Here is a 21,228-nt window from a genome sequence, read left to right as displayed (position 1 = left end):
GGCCTCGTTCTTACTGACGCCCCGGGCACTACGAACCCAACAACTGGAAGGAACCCACATGTCGAGCAAAGATCGCGTCGTCCTGGCGTATTCAGGTGGCCTGGACACCTCTGTCGCCATCGGATGGATCGGTGAGCAGACCGGCCGCGAGGTCGTCGCCGTTGCCGTTGATGTCGGCCAGGGCGGAGAAGACCTTGAGGTCATTCGCCAGCGCGCCCTCGACTGTGGCGCCGTGGAAGCCTACGTGGCAGACGCCCGCGACGAGTTCGCAGAAGAGTACTGCATGCCCGCGCTCAAGGCTAACGCTCTGTACGAAGGCAAGTACCCCCTCGTGTCGGCACTGTCGCGTCCCGTCATCACCAAGCACCTGGTGAAGGCGGCTCGCGAGTTTGGTGCGTCGACAGTCGCCCACGGCTGCACGGGCAAGGGCAACGACCAGGTGCGTTTCGAAGTTTCGATTACCTCGATGGCGCCCGACATGGACTGCATTTCCCCTGTCCGTGACCTGGCGCTGACGCGTGACGTCGCGATCGACTACGCCGAGAAGCACAACCTGCCGATCGAAACAACCAAGCACAATCCCTTCTCGATCGACCAGAACGTGTGGGGCCGCGCCATTGAGACCGGCTTCCTCGAAGACCTCTGGAATGCTCCGACCAAGGATGTCTACAACTACACCGACGATCCGACCTACCCGCCGCTGCCTGACGAGGTCGTCATCACCTTCGATAAGGGCATCCCCGTCGCCATCGACGGCCGTCCTGTCACGCCGCTCGAGGCCATTCAGGAAATGAACCGCCGTGCGGGCGCTCAGGGCATCGGTCGTATCGACATGGTCGAGGACCGCCTCGTTGGCATCAAGTCCCGTGAAATTTACGAGGCCCCCGGTGCCGTCGCGCTCATCGAGGCGCACCAGGCTCTCGAGTCAGTGACGTTGGAACGCATGCAGCGCCGCTACAAGCGTCAGCTGGAGCAGACCTGGGGAGAACTTGTGTACGAGGCGCAGTGGTACTCGCCGCTGAAGAAGTCGATGGATGCCTTCATCGAGCACACGCAGGAGTATGTCTCCGGCGATATCCGCATGGTGCTGCACGGCGGACGTGCGACCGTGAACGGTCGCCGCTCCGAGTCCTCGCTGTACGACTTCAACCTTGCGACCTACGAGACCGGCGATACCTTCGATCAGTCCTCGTCGCGCGGCTTTATCGACATCTACGGCCTGCAGTCGAAGCTTGCAGCGGCCCGCGATGTGCGTTTCGGCGTGAACATGGGTTACTGAACGATAGGTTGAGGGCGTTCTCACAGAGAATGTCTCAGTTGGGTTTCAAGAGGCGGGAGCGGCGAGAAGGCTGCTCCCGCCTCGCTTACTGTTTCGTGTATGACGTATGAGGCGAGCGCCGTGAGCGATGCCGTGGGGAGCGATCGTGATGACGCCCTGCGCACGCGCATGATGCGCTACACGGTTGCTGCGATGTTCTTTGTCGGCTTTGCCGGCAAAGGCGTTCGTGGCATCTTCGGGGAGATTGGCTCGCTTGTTCCGATGCTGATCCTGCTTGTGTCGTTTGTGGTGCTCTTCCGTACCTCCGGTCGCTCGCTGTTGCTGCGTCGCTTTCCAACTACGACGTGTCTCTTTGTCGCCTGGTGCGCTCTGTCGTGCGCGTGGTCCGTGGCCCCTCTGCAGAGCGCGCAGTACGCCGTCTCGTCGGTAGCGCTGACGCTCGTGTCGATTGGTGTGGCAGTCGCACTCCCGCTGACCGAGCTCGTGGGCGCGCTCATCCTAGCTTTCCAGTGGATCATCGGATCGTCGTTCGTGCTCGAAGCCCTGGTCGCATTCTGTGGTCACGGCCCGCTCGCCCCTCCCATCATGTGGGGGAGAGGTCTGCTTCCCGCCTCCTACTACTGGGTGGATGGACACCTCCTTCAAGGAGGGCCAATTCAAGGCTTCCCGGGCAACAGAAACCCTCTTGCTTTTGTCGCGCTCTTGCTGGCCGTGTGCCTGATTCTCCGATACATGCAGACTCGTGCGGCGCGGCTGTCGACGGTGCTCTGGCTGACGGCATGTGGCGTCGTCATGTTGTTGACCCAGTCCGCGACCGTCGCCCTGTCGACGGTCGGCTGCCTGGTTGTCATCGCCGGCCTGGTCGTTCAGCGTCGCGTTCCGGTGCATCTGCGTCTACGTGTCGTCGGCATGTTCGCAGGCATCGGTGTTCTCACCGCGATCGCAGCGTTCTTCTGCCGCCACATGATTGCGGATGCTTTCGGGCGCAGCCCCGACATGAGCGGGCGTTCCGTCATCTGGCATGCGGTGGCGCCGCTCGTCAGGCAGCGTCCGATCGGCGGGTGGGGCTGGTTTATTGGTTGGCCCACGGAGATGGAACCTTTTGCCTCTCTCGTCATCCGGCCCGATGGGACGCCGACTAATCAAGCGCACAACGTGTACGTCGAGGCGGCGCTCACGACAGGCTTTGTGGGCGCAGCCATGATCACCGTTGCCATCGTCTGGACGCTCTACCGCGTCGTGAAAGTCGCCGTGGCCCACATCGACGATAACCTGTGGGACGTCATTCCGGCGGTCATCATCATCGCGATGTTTATTCAGTCGTTTACTGAGTCGCGCCTGCTCTTCGAGGGCAACTGGATGCTCTTCGTCATGATCGCGACGTGGGTGAAGGTCCGAGGTGAGGTTCCCGTGGTCTGGCCGTCGGCGGCCCGCCAACATCTCGAATATTCTTAAGACATGCGAACAGCATCGTTGTCACCGACCCAGGAGGAACTCATGTCGAAGTCCGAAACGCACGTCTCGCTGTGGGGTGGCCGTTTTTCTGGAGGGCCTTCACAGGCGCTGGCTGCACTGAGCGTGTCGACGCACTTCGACTTCCGACTGGCACACGTGGATATCGCTGGCTCGCACGCGCACGCTGATGAGCTGCATCGCGTTGGCCTGCTGAGCGACCAGGAGTGCGCCGATATGCACGATGCTCTGGCACGCCTCGACGCCGATGTCGCTTCGGGCGCTTTTGTGCCCGCGCCCGACGACGAAGACGTCCACACTGCACTTGAGCGTGGCCTCATCGAGCGAGCCGGAGCGACGCTGGGCGGCAAGCTCCGCGCTGGACGCTCCCGCAACGATCAGATTGCCACGCTCATCCGTGTGTACCTGCGCGAGGAGGCCCGTCACCTTGCCGGTCGCGTTCTTGATATCGCTCAGGCTCTCATCGGGCAGGCTATGCGCGTTGGCGACGCGGTGATGCCGGGGCGTACGCACATGCAGCACGCTCAGCCTGTCCTCGTTGCGCACCATCTGTTGGCACACGTGTGGCCGCTGCTGCGCGACGTCGCACGTCTGCGTGACTGGGACAAGCGCGCGGCTATCTCCCCGTACGGTTCCGGTGCGCTCGCCGGCAATACGCTGGGTATGGATCCGCGTCGTATTGCGGCTGCACTTGGCTTCACCGACTCCGTCGAAAACTCGATCGACGGCACGGCTGCTCGTGACGTGGTCGCTGAGTTCGCCTTCGTGTGCGCGCAGATCGGCATCGACATTTCGCGCCTGTCCGAGGAGATTGTCATCTGGAATACGAAGGAGTTCGGCTACGTGACGCTGGACGACTCGTACTCCACGGGTTCGTCGATCATGCCTCAGAAGAAGAACCCCGACGTTGCGGAGCTTGCCCGCGGCAAGGCTGGCCGACTGATCGGTGACCTGACCGGTTTGCTCGCGGTGCTCAAGGGTATTCCGCTTGCCTACGACCGCGATCTTCAGGAGGACAAGGAGCCGGTGTTCGACCAGATCGACACCCTCGACATCTTGTGTCCGGCCGTCGCCGGCATGATCGACACGATGACGATTCATCTCGACCGTCTCGAGGAGCTGGCCCCCCAGGGATTCTCGCTCGCCACCGACATTGCCGAATGGCTCGTCAAGCAGGGCGTTCCGTTCCGCGATGCACACGAGATCTCGGGTGCGTGCGTGCGCCTGGCCGAGGCCAGGGGAGTGGAGCTCGCTGACCTGACCGACGAGGAGCTCGCCCAGGCCTCGTCGGCACTGACCCCCGAGGTCCGTTCGGTGCTGACCGTCGAAGGCTCAGTCGGTGCCCGCCGTGGGCGTGGTGGCACTGCCCCTGAGCGCGTCCGTGAGCAGATCGCCGAGGCCGAGGCAGGCCTCGCCGATGCGCGCAAGTGGGCGGCTACGGCGCTGCACTAACGCCAGTACTCGCAAGCCGATACACTATAACGGTACTCATCCGTCGAATCCGCAAGGAAGGACAACTTTCGTGACAGACATTCTGGACGAACTGCAGTGGCGTGGGCTGCTCGCTCAGCACACCGACCTCGAGGCGCTCCGCGAGCACCTGAACGCCGGACCTGTCACCTTCTATTGCGGCTATGACCCGACCGCGCCGTCTCTGCACCACGGACACCTGGTTCAGCTGATCGTGATGCGCCACCTGCAGCTCGCCGGTCACCGTCCGCTCGCTCTCGTGGGCGGTGCCACCGGGCAGATCGGCGACCCGCGTCAGAGTGGCGAGCGTCAGCTTCAGTCGACCGAGGTCGTGAAGGGATGGGCGGATCGCCTGCATTCGCAGATCTCGAAGTTCCTCGACTTCGAGGGACCCGCTGCGGCCACGATGGTCAACAACCTGGACTGGACGCAGGAGATGAGCGCGATCGACATGCTGCGCACGATCGGTAAGTACTTCCGCGTGGGCACCATGCTCAATAAGGACATCGTTGCCCGCCGTATCGCGTCGGACGAGGGTATCTCCTACACGGAGTTCTCCTACCAGGTGCTCCAAGCCAACGACTTCCTCGAGCTCTACCGCCGCAACGGTTGCACGCTCGAGACCGGCGGTAACGACCAGTGGGGGAACATGGTTGGCGGCGTCGACCTGATCCGTAAGGTCGAAGGCGTCGATACCCACGTGATGACCACGCCGATTATCACCAAGGCCGACGGAACCAAGTTCGGCAAGTCTGAGGGCGGTGCCATCTGGCTCGACCCCGAAATGATGACTCCCTACGCCTTCTACCAGTTCTGGCTCCAGGTCGCGGACGACGACGTCGTGCGCTTCCTGAAGATCTTCACGTTCAAGTCGCGTGAAGAGATCGAAGCGTTGGCCGTCGAGGTCGCCGAGCGTCCGCACCAGCGGGCCGCGCAGAAAGCACTGGCTGCCTCCGTCACCGAGCTCGTGCACGGCGCCGATCAGCTCGAGCGCGTCCTCGCGGCGACCGACGCCCTGTGGGGCGGTGGCGACATCCGTGATCTTGACGAGGCAACCCTGGTTGCAGCAACCGCAGATCTACCGCGCGCGTCCCTCACCATCGGCGAGTCGACCGTTGCCGATGCACTCGTTGCTCTCGGCTTTGAAAAGGGCAAGACTGCGGCACGCCGAACGATCTCCTCCGGTGGCGCCTCCATCAACAACGTCAAGGTTGAGGATCCTGAGGCTGTGCTGCGTGACGAAGACGTTGTCGCCGGTGGACTGGCTCTCATTCGTAAGGGCCGTAAAAACCTAGCGGTGCTGGAGCTGAGCTAATCGCTTCGAGTAAGAGGGCATCCGACATTCGTCGGGTACCCTCTTTTCGTTGTGTTTGGCGGGTTTGTGGGGTGTGTGGTGGGGGTCACGGTGTTTTGGTTTGACTTTGGGTGTGGGGGTGGGTAGATTATTCACCTGTCGCCGCGAGCTTGTTTGTGGGTTTGTGGTGGTGGTTCACTGCTCTGGTGGCTGGGTTTTTGGCTTGGTTTTCTGGGGTGTGTGGGTGTTGTTTGTGAACTCGATAGTGTGTTTGTTTGTTTTTTATGCCTGTTTTTTGTTTTTGAGTGTTTTTGGTTGGGATTGCTGGCTGGCTTTGTTTGGTTGGTTGGTTTTTCCGGGCTTTAACGTTTTTGTTTTTGTTCGGAGAGTTTGATCCTGGCTCAGGACGAACGCTGGCGGCGTGCTTAACACATGCAAGTCGAACGCTGAAGCCTAGCTTGCTGGGTGGATGAGTGGCGAACGGGTGAGTAACACGTGAGTAACCTGCCCCCTTCTTTGGGATAACGCCCGGAAACGGGTGCTAATACTGGATATTCACTGGTCTTCGCATGGGGGTTGGTGGAAAGGTTTGTTCTGGTGGGGGATGGGCTCGCGGCCTATCAGCTTGTTGGTGGGGTGATGGCCTACCAAGGCTTTGACGGGTAGCCGGCCTGAGAGGGTGACCGGTCACATTGGGACTGAGATACGGCCCAGACTCCTACGGGAGGCAGCAGTGGGGAATATTGCACAATGGGCGAAAGCCTGATGCAGCGACGCCGCGTGAGGGATGGAGGCCTTCGGGTTGTAAACCTCTTTCGCTCATGGTCAAGCCGCAACATTGGTTGTGGTGAGGGTAGTGGGTAAAGAAGCGCCGGCTAACTACGTGCCAGCAGCCGCGGTAATACGTAGGGCGCGAGCGTTGTCCGGAATTATTGGGCGTAAAGGGCTTGTAGGCGGTTGGTCGCGTCTGCCGTGAAATCCTCTGGCTTAACTGGGGGCGTGCGGTGGGTACGGGCTGACTTGAGTGCGGTAGGGGAGACTGGAACTCCTGGTGTAGCGGTGGAATGCGCAGATATCAGGAAGAACACCGGTGGCGAAGGCGGGTCTCTGGGCCGTTACTGACGCTGAGGAGCGAAAGCGTGGGGAGCGAACAGGATTAGATACCCTGGTAGTCCACGCTGTAAACGTTGGGCACTAGGTGTGGGGGCCACCCGTGGTTTCTGCGCCGTAGCTAACGCTTTAAGTGCCCCGCCTGGGGAGTACGGCCGCAAGGCTAAAACTCAAAGGAATTGACGGGGGCCCGCACAAGCGGCGGAGCATGCGGATTAATTCGATGCAACGCGAAGAACCTTACCAAGGCTTGACATGCACGGCGGCACTGCAGAGATGTGGTGGCATTTAGTTGGTCGTGTGCAGGTGGTGCATGGTTGTCGTCAGCTCGTGTCGTGAGATGTTGGGTTAAGTCCCGCAACGAGCGCAACCCTTGCCCTATGTTGCCAGCACGTGATGGTGGGGACTCGTGGGGGACTGCCGGGGTTAACTCGGAGGAAGGTGGGGATGACGTCAAATCATCATGCCCCTTATGTCTTGGGCTTCACGCATGCTACAATGGTTGGTACAGAGGGTTGCGAAATCGTGAGGTGGAGCGAATCCCTTAAAGCCAGTCTCAGTTCGGATTGGGGTCTGCAACTCGACCCCATGAAGGTGGAGTCGCTAGTAATCGCAGATCAGCAACGCTGCGGTGAATACGTTCTCGGGCCTTGTACACACCGCCCGTCACGTCACGAAAGTTGGTAACACCCGAAGCCCATGGCCTAACCGCTTTGTGTGGGGGGAGTGGTCGAAGGTGGGATTGGCGATTGGGACGAAGTCGTAACAAGGTAGCCGTACCGGAAGGTGCGGCTGGATCACCTCCTTTCTAGGGAGCCCATTTTGTGGGGAACAATGCAGCATGGTGGCCTTGTGGTTGGTGTGTTGTGTTGTTTTCTTGTGCCTGCATGTGTATGCCACCTGATGTGGGTGGTGGGTGTGGGTGCGTGATTGTGGGTTGGGCATAAAAGTTTTATGGCATTCGAGCACACTGTCGGGTTCACGTTCAACACCGTGTGAGCGTCCGCCACTTGTTGTGGTGGTTGCCTGCGCAGCCGGCCAGCCTGTTGGTGTTGGTGTGGGTGTGTGTGGTGGGTTGTTTGTGATTTGTATAGTGGTTGCGAGCATATTTGTTCTGTACTGTTTTTTGTGTTTTGTTTAGTTTTATTGGGCATTCGGTGGATGCCTTGGCATCAAGAGCTGATGAAGGACGTTGCGGCCTGCGATATGCCTCGGGGAGCTGGCGAGCGAGCGTTATTATCCGAGGGTGTCCGAATGGGGGAACCTAACCTGGGTTGTGCTGGGTTACCATCATCTGAACGTGTATAGGGTGGTGGGGGGAACGCGGGGAAGTGAAACATCTCAGTACCCGCAGGAAAAGATATTCCGTGAGTAGTGGCGAGCGAAAGCGGAGGAGGCTAAACCAGATGCGTGCCAGAGGCGGCGGCCGTTGCGTGTTTGGTGTTGTGGGGCCATATTGGATCTTTCTGCCGGGGGATCGCATCACTTGTTGTTGGGAGTTGAACAGTCTGGGAAGTCTGACCGTAGAGCGTGATAGTCGTGTAAACGGACCGGTGGCGTGTGGTGTGGGTGTGGTACCCGAGTAGCGCGGGACTCGTGAAATCTCGTGTGAATCTGCCAAGACCACTTGGTAAGCCTAAATACTACTTGATGACCGATAGTGCATAGTACCGTGAGGGAATGGTGAAAAGTACCCCGGGAGGGGAGTGAAATAGTACCTGAAACCGGGTGCCTGTAAGCCGTCAGAGCCTTGAGGGGTGATGGCGTGCCTTTTGAAGAATGAGCCTGCGAGTTAGTGATACGTGGCGTGCTTAACCCGTGTGGGGTATGCGTAGCGAAAGCGAGTCTGAAATATGGCGTGTGTCGCGTGTTCTAGACCCGAAGCGGGGTGATCTACCCATGGTCAGGTTGAAGCAGAGGTAAGACTGTGTGGAGGACCGAACCCACCAGGGTTGAAAACCTGGGGGATGAACTGTGGGTAGGGGTGAAAGGCCAATCAAACTCCGTGATAGCTGGTTCTCCCCGAAATGCATTTAGGTGCAGCGTCGCGTGGTCCCTGGTGGAGGTAGAGCTACTGGATGGCCGATGGGCCCTGTGGGTTACTGACGTCAGCCAAACTCCGAATGCCATTAGGTGTAGCGCGGCAGTGAGACTGCGGGGGATAAGCTTCGTAGTCGAGAGGGAAACAGCCCAGATCATCAGCTAAGGCCCCTAAGCGTATGCTAAGTGGGAAAGGATGTGGAGTCGCGGTGACAACCAGGAGGTTGGCTTAGAAGCAGCCATCCTTGAAAGAGTGCGTAATAGCTCACTGGTCAAGTGGTTCTGCGCCGACAATGTAGCGGGGCTCAAGCGTACCGCCGAAGCTGTGGCAACAACACGCATGGCTGGCACCAGGAACTGGTTGTCGGTGTGTTGTTGGGTAGGGGAGCGTCCTGCACGAGGTGAAGCCTGGAGGGAACTTCTGGTGGATTGTGTGGGAGTGAGAATGCAGGCATGAGTAACGAATCTGCGGTGAGAATCCGCAGCGCCGATTGACTAAGGGTTCCAGGGCTAGGTTTATCCGCCCTGGGTTAGTCGGGTCCTAAGGCGAGGCCGACAGGCGTAGTCGATGGACAACCAGTTGATATTCTGGTACCGCGTTATGACCGCCCATGCTGAAGTCGTTGTGCTAACCAATTTGCTCACGCCGCCACATGACCTTCGGGTCGCGTGGTGTGTGTGGGTCTTGGGGCCCCGGTGATTGTAGGCAAGCGTGTTAACAGGGGTGACGCAGACAGGTAGCTGCAGTGCGCCGATGGTTGTGCGTATTTAAGGTTGTGGCCCGCCTCCCAGGCAAATCCGGGGGGCATGTGGGTGAGAACTGATGAGGGACACACGCGTGTGTGGACTTGTGGTGATCCTAAGCTGCCGAGAAAAGCCTCGACGTGAGGGCATGACGCGCCCGTACCCTGAACCGACTCAGGTGGTCAGGTAGAGTATACCGAGGCGTTCGAGTGAATCGTGGTTAAGGAACTCGGCAAAATTCCTCCGTAACTTCGGGATAAGGAGGACCCCGTGACTTCCCTCCGTCTTGCGTGGTGGTGGGGTTGTGGGGTCGCAGAGAATAGGGAGAAGCGACTGTTTATCAAAAACACAGGTGCGTGCGAAGCCGTAAGGCGATGTATACGCACTGACGCCTGCCCGGTGCTGGAAGGTTAAGAGGAACTGTCAACACCCCCCTTGGGGTGTGAAGCGGTGAATTTAAGCCCCAGTAAACGGCGGTGGTAACTATAACCATCCTAAGGTAGCGAAATTCCTTGTCGGGTAAGTTCCGACCTGCACGAATGGCGTAACGACTTCTCCGCTGTCTCAACCGCGAACTCGGTGAAATTGCAGTACGAGTAAAGATGCTCGTTTCGCGCAGAAGGACGGAAAGACCCCGGGACCTTTACTATAGCTTGGTATTGGTGTTCGCTTGGACTTGTGTAGGATAGGTGGGAGACTGTGAAGCTGCCGCGCCAGCGGTGGTGGAGTCGTCGTTGAAATACCATTCTGGTTCAAGCGGTCACCTCAACCTTGGCCCGTGATCCGGGTTGGGGACAGTGCCTGGTGGGTAGTTTAACTGGGGCGGTTGCCTCCTAAAATGTAACGGAGGCGCTCAAAGGTTCCCTCAGCCTGGTTGGTAATCAGGTGGCGAGTGCAAGTGTACAAGGGAGCTTGACTGTGAGACCGACGGGTCGAGCAGGTGCGAAAGCAGGAACTAGTGATCCGGCCATGGCACGTGGGTGCGTGGTCGCTCAACGGATAAAAGGTACCCCGGGGATAACAGGCTGATCTTGCCCAAGAGTCCATATCGACGGCATGGTTTGGCACCTCGATGTCGGCTCGTCGCATCCTGGGGCTGGAGTTGGTCCCAAGGGTTGGGCTGTTCGCCCATTAAAGCGGTACGCGAGCTGGGTTCAGAACGTCGTGAGACAGTTCGGTCCCTATCCTCTGTGCGCGCAGGAAATTTGAGAAGGGCCGTCCCTAGTACGAGAGGACCGGGATGGACGAACCTCTGGTGTGCCAGTTGTACCGCCAGGTGCATGGCTGGTTGGCTACGTTCGGAAGGGATAACCGCTGAAAGCATCTAAGCGGGAAGCCTGCTTCAAGATGAGATTTCCACGCCCCCCCCGTGGGGTGAGAGGCCCCCGCCAGACTAGCGGGTTGATAGGCCAGAGGTGGAAGCACAGCAATGTGCTCGCGAGCCGACTGGTACTAATGGGCCAACACTAAACAACAACCCAACACACCGTTGGGGTGAACAAGAAACACCAGCACAACAGCCGCAACCACTATACAAACCACGATCAACCCACACCCCCCGCCACAACACCAGGGGGGAGCGTGTTGAACACCAAAACTTGTGGTGGTCATAGCACCGGGGAAACGCCCAGCACCCATTCCGAACCTGGAAGCTAAGCCCGGCAGCGCCAATGGTACTGCAACCGACAGGTTGTGGGAGAGTAGGACACCGCCACAACACACCTCATCGAGAGGGACGGAACGCCATAGCGTGCCGTCCCTCTCGTTTTTGCGGCCCCATGCCGCTGATAAGCCGCCCGTCGTCTACTATTGGGTGGTTGAACGCGCACGATGCGCACCATGAACAAGAGCGCGCCTATCGGCGCAGGAATAGAGGATAGACACCATGGCAGAAGAGACTCGAGGACGCGGCGAATTCGGCCGTGGTGGATACCAGAAGCGCCAGCCGCAGTGGCGTGATCGCGATGGCGAACGCTCCGACCGTCGCGAGCGAGGTGGTTTCCAGCGTCGTGATGATCACCGTGGAGGCTTCCGTGATGATCGTCGTGATGGTGAGCGTGGCGGTTTCCAGCGTCGTGACAATGACCGCCGTGATTTTGGTTCGCGTGATGATCGTCGTGGGGACCGCGGTGGCTACCAGCGGCGCGACGACCGCCGCGGTAGTTTCGAGGACCGCGGCGAGCGCGGCGGCTTCCGTCGTGACGATCGTCGTGATGGTGAGCGTGGCGGTTTCCAGCGTCGTGACAATGACCGCCGTGATTTTGGTTCGCGTGATGATCGTCGTGGGGACCGCGGTGGCTACCAGCGGCGCGACGACCGCCGCGGTAGTTTCGAGGACCGCGGCGAGCGCGGCGGCTTCCGTCGTGACGATCGTCGCGATGGTGAGCGTGGCGGTTTCCAGCGTCGTGACAACAACCGCCGTGACTTTGGTTCGCGTGATGATCGTCGTGGGGACCGCGGTGGCTACCAGCGGCGCGACGACCGCCGCGGTAGTTTCGAGGACCGCGGCGAGCGCGGCGGCTTCCGTCGTGACGATCGTCGCGATGGTGAGCGTGGCAGTTTCCAGCGTCGTGACAACAACCGCCGTGACTTTGGTTCGCGTGATGATCGTCGTGGGGACCGCGGTGGCTACCAGCGCCGCGACGACCGCCGGGGCGGCTTCCAGGATCGCGGACGCGGGGGTGCGCCTCGTAACGACGGCGGTTACAAGAACTACTCCTCGACGGATGAGTACGTTTCGCCCAACGGTAACGAGCCGACGATTCCCGCCGGTGTCAGTGCCGATGAACTCGACCGCGATGCTCTGCGCGCCCTGACCACCCTTTCTGGGCCCAATCGTGACATCGTTGCCCGTCACCTGGTGATGGCTGGGCAGCTGATTGATCTCGATCCCGAGGCCGCCTACCAGCATGCGCAGGCCGCCGTTGCGCGCGCAGGCCGTGTCGACGTGGTGCGCGAGGCAGCTGCGCTTACCGCTTACGCTTCGGGTCGCTACGAGGAGGCACTGCGCGAAGTGCGCGCAGTGCGTCGTATGCGTGGTGATTCCTCGCTGCGTGCCGTGGAAGCCGACGCTGAGCGCGGCCTCGGCCATCCGGATAAGGCCGTCGAAATTATCGACGCCACCGTTCCCTCGGCCCTCGACCTTGCCGAGCAGGTCGAGCTCGTGCTCGTCTCCTCTGGTGCCCGCGCGGATCTCGGCCAGGCCGAGGTTGGCCTCGTGATCGTTGACGATGCACTTGCAGTGCTGCCGGCTGAAGCTGACGACGAACTGCGCCGCCGCTTGATGGAGGTCAAGGCGCAGCGACTGCTCGACCTTGGTCGCGACAACGAAGCCGCGGAGGTCATTGCGTCGATGCCCGCCGAGGTCGAGGATACGGAGATTGTCGATATCGCCCTGTACGCTGATGCCGACGTGGATGGCAAGCGTTCTCCGCTGCGTGGCTCGGGCGCGGCTCTCGCTGAAGAATACGACTGCGCTCTGCTCGACCTTGACGGTACTGCGTGGTCCGGTGACGAGACGATTGAGCACGCGGCCACGTCGGTGATCGAGGCGCGCGAGGCCGGCATGGCTTCCGCCTTCGTCACCAACAATGCGATGCGTACCCCCCAGCAGGTGACCGACAAGCTTAACTCCATGGACTTCCAGGCGACGCCTGACATGGTCATGACCTCCGCGATGGACATCGCAGCGATCATGGCGGAGGAGCTCGAGGAGGGCTCGAAGGTCTTCGTCATCGGCGGCGCCGGTCTGCGTCTCGCTCTCGAGGAGCGTGGCTTTGTCCTGGTGGACAGTGCTGATGAGGAGCCCGTCGCCGTCGTTCAGGGCCTCGACAAGAAGGTCGACTGGGCGCTGCTGTCCGAAGGCGCTTTCGCCATCGAGCGCGGGGCCTCCTTCTACGCCTCGAACCTTGATGCAACCTTGCCTATCGAGCGCGGCCAGGCACTGGGCAACGGTTCGCTCGTCCGCGCTATTCAGCACGCGACGCGCAAGCGTCCGATCGCTGGTGGCAAGCCTGAGCCGGGTATCTACCGCCGTGCCGGCGAGCTTGTGGGCGCGCAGAACCCGCTCGCTGTCGGTGACCGCCTTGAGACCGACATCATGGGCGCTGTCGCCGCCGGCGTGCCTGCCCTGCATGTCCTGACGGGCGTGCACCAGGCGCGCGACGTCATCCGCGCCCCGCGCGGACAGCGCCCCACCTACCTCGCGATCGACATGCGTGGTCTGCTGGAAGCACACCCGGCACCCAAGCACCACCGCGACGGCACCTGGACCTGCGGGGTTTCCCAGGTTGCCAAGGCCACGCGCTCCGGTGTGCTCACGCTTGACGACGTCGAGCTGACCGAGCCTGTCACGATCAGCATCGACTCCTACCGTGCACTCGCCGCTGCGGCGTGGGAGTATGCGGATGGCGCCGGCACGCCGGTCACCTGCCCTGACATCACGGTCGTCGACAACGAGGATCCCGCTGGTCTTGTCTCCCAGCCCGAGCCTGTTGCCGCCGCGGACGAGGACAACTTCTACGACGTGGCTGCGGATGCCGACAAGCTGCCCGAACCGGGGGCTTCGACCCCCGCGTTCCTGCCCGGTGAGGAGGAGCTCGAGGAGCTCCTGGAACGCACTGCAGATCTGGACGAGCAGGCCTGATGGCATTACGCGAGCAGACTGAGGCCCGCCTGGTCGGTTTCGATCAGCTCGGCGCGTCCCTTCAAGTAGAGACGCTCCGGGCGATCGAGGCCGACCTGCGGCGGGCCCTGTCTGCCGACGCGCCGAGTGGCACGGTCCGCCCCGGTGCGCAACCAACGGGTTCAGGTCACGAGGGGAGCGGCGCGTGAAGTTACGCAGAATCGACTCCGAGCTGGTGCGCCGCGGCCTCGCGAAGTCCCGTGCCGCCGCTGCACAGATGATCGAGGACGGGCGCGTCAAGCTCGATGGCCAGATCGTGCTCAAGCCCGCTCGCCAAATGGATCCCGCTCAAGCGATCGTTGTCGAGGAATCGGACGATCCGGAGTACGTATCGCGCGGTGCTCACAAGCTTGCGGGAGCACTTGACGCGCTCGGCGACAAGGCGCCGCTGATCGAGGGGCGTCGGGCTCTGGACGCGGGTGCTTCGACAGGTGGTTTTACCGACGTGTTGTTGCGCCGCGGCGCTGCATCCGTCGTCGCCGTCGACGTCGGATATGGCCAACTCGCGTGGAAGTTGCAGAGCGACCCGCGCGTGGAGGTGCACGATCGGACGAACGTGCGCACCCTCGATCCGGCTTCCGTCGCTCCCGCCCCGGAGCTTGTGGTCGGCGATATGTCGTTCATTTCGCTGACGCTGGTACTTCCTGCGCTCGCTGCAGCGGCCGCGCCCCACGCCGATTTCCTCCTGATGGTCAAGCCTCAGTTCGAAATCGGTAAGGAACGTCTCGGCCACGGAGGCGTTGTTCGTAATCCCGAGCACCATGTCGAAACTGTGGAAACGGTTGCGCGGTGCGCCATCGAGCGTGGCTTGGATATCGCAGCGATCGCTGCGTCACCGCTGCCCGGTCCATCCGGTAATGTTGAGTATTTCGTGCACATGCGCCGCGACTACCCGGATCCCATCGATCCCACGCAGCTCACCGACTACATCCGGCGTGCAGTTGAGGCCGGTCCCGCTGGAGGTTCCCGATGACTCGTGTCCTGATGGTTCGTCACCGTCACAGGCCCAACGCGGTGACGAGCGCCGTGAGCCTCGCAGAGGCACTCAAGGAACGCGGCATAGACGTCGTCGACGACGCTTCGGGCGGCGATATCGATATGGTGCTCTCGATCGGCGGCGACGGCACTTTCTTGGTTGCTGCGTCGAGTGCGCGCGCTCTGGACGTCCCCCTTCTCGGTATCAACGCCGGCCACATGGGATTCCTGACGGAACTCGGTGATAAGGGCACGGGCGATCTCGCGCGAAAGATTGCCGATGGTGACTTTTCGGTCGAACGACGCATGACACTCGATGTCACGATGGAACGTCCCGACGGATCGAAGGCCGACGACTGGGCGCTCAACGAGGCTGTCGTCATGCACACCGACGTCGCGCATCCCGTTCATTTTGCGCTCGTCGTCGACGGCCAGGAAGTGTCAACGTACGGCGCTGACGGCATGATTTTGTCCACTCCGACCGGATCGACCGCCTACTCCTTCTCCGCGGGAGGCCCGGTCGTGTGGCCCGATACCGAGGCGATCGTTGTCGCCCCGCTGGCCGCTCACGGCCTTTTCACCCGCCCGCTCGTCGTCGGCCCGTCGGCGTGTGTGGAGATCGTTGTTCTCGATGACATCTGGACGCCTCCGGAGATGTGGTGCGACGGCCTACGCCGTATGACAGTCCCTGCTGGCGCAGTGGTGCGGGCGCGCGTCGGTTCGTCTCCCGTTCAGCTTGTACGCGTGGACGACACACCATTTTCTGCACGTCTCGTCCGCAAGTTTAATCTTCCCGTGCGCGGGTGGAGGGATGATCCTCGGTGATCGAGTCTCTCGATATTTCGCATCTCGGCGTCATCGAGTCTGCCCACGTCGACTTTGGCGAGGGCCTTATCGTCGTCACCGGTGAGACCGGTGCGGGCAAGACGATGGTGCTGTCGAGTCTCCAGCTGCTGCTCGGTGCCCGAGCGGATGCGGCGCTCGTACGCTCGGGTGCCGATCATCTGTCTGTCGATGGTATTTTTTCGGTGAACGAGGAGGTTGCAGCTCGCGTTGAGGAGGCCGGTGGCCTCGTCGAGGGCGGTGAGCTGATTGTCGGTCGTTCGGTGCGCACTGCAGGCCGTTCGCGCGCGCACCTCGGATCGCGCCCCGTGCCGGCCTCGGTCCTGACGGATATCGTCGGGTCGATGGTGACGATTCATGGGCAGTCCGACCAGATCCGTCTCACGGGTGAGGCCGCACAGCGCCGCGCGCTCGACCAATTTGGCGGTGAGGAGCACGCGGCTCTGCTTGGGGAGTACCGCGCGGCCTTTCGTCACGCGGTCGAGGTCAAGCATCGCCTGGATTCGCTGCGTGGCGATGCGAGCGAGCGTGCCGAGGAGCTGGAGGATCTGCGCGCGGCGATCAAGCAGATTGAAGAGCTTGATCCCGCCATCGGCGAAGAAGAAGATCTCGTTCGCGAGGCAGCGCGCCTAACGAATGTCGAGGACCTGCGTGCGCTGGTGGGAGTGACTCTGAGCTTTCTCAAGGGTGACGATCGGGGCGACTTCACAGGGGCGGTTGAGGCGACCCGTCACGCCTACGCACAGCTCGATGACGCAGCTCGATTCGACGAGGCCGTGGCTGAGTTTGTGGGACGTGCGCGCAATCAGGTGCTCGAGTTGGAAGCACTTGCTGATGACGTTTCGGCGTACCTGTCGCGCCTCGACGCTGATCCGGAGAGGCTTGCGCAGATTCACGCGAGACGAGCGGCTATCAAAGACGTACTGCGTGGGCGCGCGGCTGACATCGAGGGCCTCCTCGCATGGGCCGACGAGGCTCGCTCTCGTGTCGAGGAACTTTCGTCGCCCGGGTCCGATCCGGCCGCTGTCGAACGTGAACTGGTGGCCGCCCAGGAGCGCGTTCTTGAGTGTGGGCGCCGCGTCACGCAGGCGCGTGTGCGTCTCGCGGGACAGCTCGCGGAGGGCGTGAACGAGGAGCTTCACGCCCTGTCGATGCCCGACGCGACGCTGCACATCGATTGTGAGCCGACGAAACCCACCTCCAATGGATGTGAGACCATCGTCTTCCGCTTGCAGCCGCATCCTCATGCTCCCGCCCGCCCTCTCGGACAGGGAGCCTCCGGCGGTGAGTTGTCCCGTGTCATGCTCGCATTGGAGCTGATGCTGGGGCGCACCGAAGCGTCGTCGACGTTTATCTTCGACGAGATTGACGCCGGTATTGGCGGGCAGACCGCGACCGAGGTTGGCGCGCGTTTGAAGAGGCTTGCACAATCACGGCAGGTGATTGTCGTGACGCACCTGGCCCAAGTCGCGGCTTTTGGCGATCAGCACCTCGTCATCGAGAAGAACGATGGGACCACGAAGGTGCACGAAGTGAGCGGTGCGAACCGTGAAGCTGAACTGACCCGCATGATGGGTGGGGATCCGCACTCGGCTGCGGCGCGCCGCCACGCTTCGCAAGTCTTGGCCTCTGCCGTGTCACAATCGCAGGGATGAGTGAGACACTTTCAAAGGAAACGAGCGCGCGCTCCGGGCGGATTCGCATTGACGACCGCCCCAAGCACCTGGCGACGCGCCTAGAACGCGGCGAGATCGCCGTCATCAACGGTGCGGACCTGGACCGTGAGAGCGCTGCGGCGCTCGTTGCTGCCGGTCCCGTCGCAGTGCTGAATGCACAGCCGTCTCTGACGGGACGCGTAGCTGCCCTGGGGCCACGGCTCATTCTCGAGGCTGGCATTGTCCTCGTCGATGACCTGGGTCAGGACATCATGTCCCTGCGCGAAGGCCAAGAAGTGACGGTCACAGGCTCGAAGGTCCTCGTAGACGGCTGCGTCATTGCGACCGGATCCATCGTGTCCTTGGACGACTTGGATGTCGACGTCGCCGACTCGTCTGCGCTGTTTGCCGCTGTCGACGCCTCGATTGAGGACTACCTGTCGAAAGATGGCGCGACGGTGCTGCACGGAGTCAACGTGCCTCAGCTCTCCGACCTCGAGAAACGGCCGATTCTCCTCGTGACGGGTGCTGCCGACGCGAAGGCCGAGTTGCGCGCCCTCGCGCGATGGCGCTCCGAGGTCAGCCCGTTTGTGATCGCCGTCGACGGCGGAGCCGACGTGGCGCTGAACGCCCGACTGTCGCTCGACCTCGTCGTCGGTGACGCCGAACTGATGAGTGAGAAGGCGATCCGCAAGGCTCGCTCCTTTATCGTTCGCGCCGGAGGAGACGGCCTCGCTCCCGGCGCAGATCGGCTCGACCGTATGGGCGTCGTTTACGATCGCGTCGCCATGGCTGGCACGTCTCTCGACGCGGCTCTCGTTGTCGCTGCACATTCGTCGGCGCCCGCTGTCGTCACTGCTGGTGTGTCGTACGGGGAGGCGGAGCTGGTTGACGCCGGCCGAGCCCTTGTGGCCCCCGCATTCTTCTCGCGGCTTGCGGTTGGCTCGCGCCTCATCGGTGCGCAGGCGGTCGCGGCGACCTTCCGCCCGCGTCCGCGCGGTTGGACGCTTGTTCTGCTCGCCGTGGTCGCGCTGGCCCTGATGGGCGTCGCTCTGTGGTCGACCCCGTGGGGCAACGACCTGCTGCACCCCGTCACTTCATTCTTCGTCTCGCTGATGCACTCCGCAGGAGGAGCCCAATGATTAACTTCCGCTACCACGTCGTCTCGATCATCGGGATCTTCATTGCTTTGGCCGTTGGCGTCGTTCTGGGGGCCGGCCCGCTGCAAAGCCGTATTCAGGCTGGCGTCAGCTCGTCGGCGACCACCTCGGCAGCGGACCCACTGCTGAGCGCTCAAGCAGATGCGGAGGCTGCCGGCCTCAAGGCCCTCGCTTCTTCGACGCTTACCGGTTCGCTGAGCTCCGCCAAGGTTGCCCTCGTTGTTTTGCCCGGCGCATCTGACGATGACGTGACTGCGATTCGTTCGACGCTGACCGATGCCGGAGCGAGCGTCGTCGGTCGAGTGACGCTCACTGACAACTGGCAGTCGACCTCGATGAGCCAGTACCGCACGACGCTGTCGACGACCCTGGCCTCGCACCTCGCGTCGGGCGCTGCCAAGACCGCTAGCGCTGATGGCGTCGTTGGCTATTCGATCGTCCAGGTGCTGACCACGACCGGAGCCGAGACCGACCTGCTGCGTCAGATTCTCACCGATGAATCCACGCCGATCATGACCATCGACGAGGATGCAAACGGTAGTGCCACGGCGCTCGTCGCCGTTGGCCCGCGTGCACAGGCGACGGCTGCTTCCAACACGACGCCCGCTGCGGTGACGTCGAACCCAGATGCGTGGGTTGGCCTTGGCCAGGCCCTCGGCTCGACTAACGGCGTTCTCGTCGGCGACGCCTCCACCCGCGCCGCGATGATTTCGCAGGTGCGTGCCAGCGGTACCGTTGTTACGACAGTTGACTCGGTCGGAACGACTCTGGCCGCTGTCGATACCGCGCTGGCGCTGTCGACGCCCGCGACGAGTGCCCGCGCTTTCGGTGTGGGCACCGGTGCACAGTCGGTGATTCCCTCCGTCAAGTAGCACACAACGCTGTTAGCTGAGGCCCCGGTGGTTCATTGTGACCGCCGGGGCCTCGTCGCACTCCTGCTCGTGCAAGGCGCGGGCCTATACTCAATGGCGTACTGCCGAACCCAAATGAAAGCGTGATCATGCGTTTCCTGTCCCCCCAAGACGCTGTGACCATCGAAGACCAGCACAGCCCCCGTACCGTGACCAAGAGCGAGACTGTGTGGAACGGCCACATCGTCGACATGATCAAAGACCATGTCATTGTCATCGATGGCCAGGAACCCGTTGTTCGTGAATACACGCGGCACCCGGGTGCCGTCGCTGTCGTCGTGCTGCGCGGTGAGAGTGGGGGAGAGGAGCTCCTCCTGCAGCGTCAGTACCGTCACCCCGTCAAGGCCGAGCTGTGGGAGATTCCTGCGGGTCTGCTCGATATTCCCGGTGAGGATCCGCGCATCGCAGCAGAGCGCGAGCTTGCTGAAGAGGCTGATCTGGTTGCCGAGCGCTGGGACGTCCTCGTCGACTACTTCACCTCGCCCGGCAGCTCGACTGAGCCGCTGCGCATTTTCCTCGTCCGCGAGCTCCACGACGCCGCCGAGGCCTTCGAGCGTGAGGACGAGGAAGCGACGATGGAATACGCGTGGGTGAGCCTCGATGATGCGCTCACCATGGTGTTGGATGGGCGGCTGCACAACCCGTCGGCCGTCATCGGTGTCCTCGCCGCGCACGCCGCTCGCGCGCGCGGGTGGGCCGGAATGCGGGCAACCGACGCTCCGTGGCTCCGGTGATCTTTCTCGGGTAGGTCCTAGGTCCCTAAATGTGTGGGCCGTCCAACACTCCAAGCGGCTTTTCGCAACGCCTATTTGTCTAAATTGGCGTACACTTGTTCCCAGAGAAAAGCACACAGAGGCGCAGCAATGGAGCGTCGGAGCGGAGGACACGTGGCAGAAGAATCAGACGCCACTACTCGACAGCAGGTGCTCGATCTCATCGTCGAAAAGGGGCCGGTTACGGCCTCGTCGATCGCGAAGGTCCTGGGGCTGACGACGGCCGCCGTGCGGCGCCACATTACTCTCCTCTTGGACTCTAAGGAGATCGCCGAGCACGAGCCCAGTGCTCCGTCGAAGCGTGGCCGTGGTAGGCCCGCACGTCACTACGTCGCGACCGAACGGGCACACGTTCACCTTGCCGATGGATATTCCGACCTCGCCTCCAAGGCCCTCGGATACCTTGGCCAGCTCGGTGGGCATGAAGCCGTTGAGTCTTTTGCTGCAGCGCGGTCGCGCGAGATCGAGCGGCGCTACGCGCCGATCGTGCGCGACGCGGGTTCAGACCCGCGGGTGCGCGCCCAGGCGCTCGCCGATGCGCTTACTCAGGACGGCTACGCGGCCACTGTGCGCGACATCGGCGGTGGAACGCTCGCGGTGCAGCTGTGCCAGGGCCACTGCCCGATTCAAAATGTCGCGGGAGATTTCCCGCAGCTGTGCGACGCCGAGACGCTTGCTTTTGGCAAGCTGCTTGACGTCCACGTGCAACGACTTTCCACGCTTGCTGGCGGGGGACACGTGTGCACAACCCACATTCCCGTGGGTATGCCCGTCATCCGCCCCGGAGCGCGGAACGTGCGACGCAAGTAGCACTTGG

General features: G+C 62.0%; 13 protein-coding genes and 3 rRNA genes. 15 read left to right on the top strand and 1 reads right to left on the bottom strand.

Going from position 1 to position 21,228, the window contains the following annotated elements; genetic code table 11:
- The first annotated feature begins 58 nt into the window (after window positions 1-58).
- From FOC40_RS06590 to rrf, 7 genes are all read left to right on the top strand, one after another.
- Window positions 59-1,279 carry an argininosuccinate synthase gene (locus tag FOC40_RS06590; protein ID WP_003792771.1) on the top strand — a complete coding sequence of 407 codons (1,221 nt, stop codon included), beginning with the start codon at window positions 59-61 and terminating at the stop codon, window positions 1,277-1,279.
- 99 nt (window positions 1,280-1,378) lie between these two features.
- A complete protein-coding gene (locus FOC40_RS06585) occupies window positions 1,379-2,734 on the top strand; it encodes an O-antigen ligase family protein (protein ID WP_003795404.1) in 1,356 nt (451 codons plus the stop codon).
- Window positions 2,735-2,776: 42 nt separating this feature from the next.
- Window positions 2,777-4,204 (top strand): argininosuccinate lyase, encoded by a 1,428-nt coding sequence (argH, locus tag FOC40_RS06580; RefSeq protein WP_039929397.1) that lies wholly within the window; start codon window positions 2,777-2,779, stop codon window positions 4,202-4,204.
- Between the two features lie 70 nt (window positions 4,205-4,274).
- Window positions 4,275-5,537, top strand: a complete 1,263-nt coding sequence (gene tyrS / locus FOC40_RS06575) for a tyrosine--tRNA ligase (RefSeq protein WP_003795411.1) — start codon at window positions 4,275-4,277, stop codon at window positions 5,535-5,537.
- A 357-nt stretch (window positions 5,538-5,894) separates the two neighbouring features.
- Window positions 5,895-7,434 (top strand): 16S ribosomal RNA (locus FOC40_RS06570).
- A gap of 326 nt (window positions 7,435-7,760) precedes the next feature.
- A 23S ribosomal RNA gene (locus tag FOC40_RS06565) occupies window positions 7,761-10,885 on the top strand.
- Between the two features lie 124 nt (window positions 10,886-11,009).
- A 5S ribosomal RNA gene (gene rrf / locus FOC40_RS06560) occupies window positions 11,010-11,127 on the top strand.
- Together the 16S, 23S and 5S rRNA genes form the textbook arrangement of a ribosomal RNA operon.
- 138 nt (window positions 11,128-11,265) lie before the next feature.
- Here the strand turns inward: rrf and FOC40_RS06555 are convergent.
- Entirely contained in the window at window positions 11,266-12,321 is a 1,056-nt protein-coding gene (locus FOC40_RS06555; protein WP_155844125.1) for a hypothetical protein, read from the bottom strand.
- Between FOC40_RS06555 and FOC40_RS06550 the strand changes: the two genes are divergently transcribed.
- From FOC40_RS06550 to FOC40_RS06510, 8 genes are all read left to right on the top strand, one after another.
- Complete coding sequence (locus FOC40_RS06550) at window positions 12,274-14,055, top strand: HAD-IIA family hydrolase (RefSeq protein ID WP_050755250.1); 1,782 nt, start codon at window positions 12,274-12,276, stop codon at window positions 14,053-14,055. The genes FOC40_RS06555 and FOC40_RS06550 overlap by 48 nt on opposite strands.
- A gap of 184 nt (window positions 14,056-14,239) precedes the next feature.
- Complete coding sequence (locus tag FOC40_RS06540; protein ID WP_003796831.1) at window positions 14,240-15,067, top strand: TlyA family RNA methyltransferase; 828 nt, start codon at window positions 14,240-14,242, stop codon at window positions 15,065-15,067.
- A complete protein-coding gene (locus FOC40_RS06535) occupies window positions 15,064-15,894 on the top strand; it encodes an NAD(+)/NADH kinase (protein ID WP_003792322.1) in 831 nt (276 codons plus the stop codon). Before FOC40_RS06540 ends, FOC40_RS06535 begins: the two co-directional genes overlap by 4 nt.
- Entirely contained in the window at window positions 15,891-17,567 is a 1,677-nt protein-coding gene (recN, locus tag FOC40_RS06530) for a DNA repair protein RecN (protein ID WP_003796829.1), read from the top strand. The genes FOC40_RS06535 and recN overlap by 4 nt, the downstream gene beginning before the upstream one ends.
- Window positions 17,564-18,709 (top strand): putative cytokinetic ring protein SteA, encoded by a 1,146-nt coding sequence (gene steA / locus FOC40_RS06525; protein ID WP_003796827.1) that lies wholly within the window; start codon window positions 17,564-17,566, stop codon window positions 18,707-18,709. The genes recN and steA overlap by 4 nt, the downstream gene beginning before the upstream one ends.
- The gene (locus FOC40_RS06520; protein WP_003796825.1) at window positions 18,706-19,599 is read left to right on the top strand and encodes a copper transporter; all 894 of its coding nucleotides are present in this window, start codon (window positions 18,706-18,708) and stop codon (window positions 19,597-19,599) included. Before steA ends, FOC40_RS06520 begins: the two co-directional genes overlap by 4 nt.
- A 128-nt stretch (window positions 19,600-19,727) precedes the next feature.
- Window positions 19,728-20,372 (top strand): NUDIX domain-containing protein, encoded by a 645-nt coding sequence (locus FOC40_RS06515; protein ID WP_003796823.1) that lies wholly within the window; start codon window positions 19,728-19,730, stop codon window positions 20,370-20,372.
- A 129-nt stretch (window positions 20,373-20,501) separates the two neighbouring features.
- Entirely contained in the window at window positions 20,502-21,221 is a 720-nt protein-coding gene (locus FOC40_RS06510; RefSeq protein WP_003792328.1) for a helix-turn-helix transcriptional regulator, read from the top strand.
- Window positions 21,222-21,228 lie beyond the last annotated feature (7 nt).

Source organism: Schaalia odontolytica (assembly GCF_009730335.1).
Classification (GTDB): Bacteria; Actinomycetota; Actinomycetes; order Actinomycetales; family Actinomycetaceae; genus Pauljensenia; species Pauljensenia dentiphila.
Note: the sequence above shows the minus strand (reverse complement) of the source record. Positions and strands in the feature narration are given on the sequence as shown.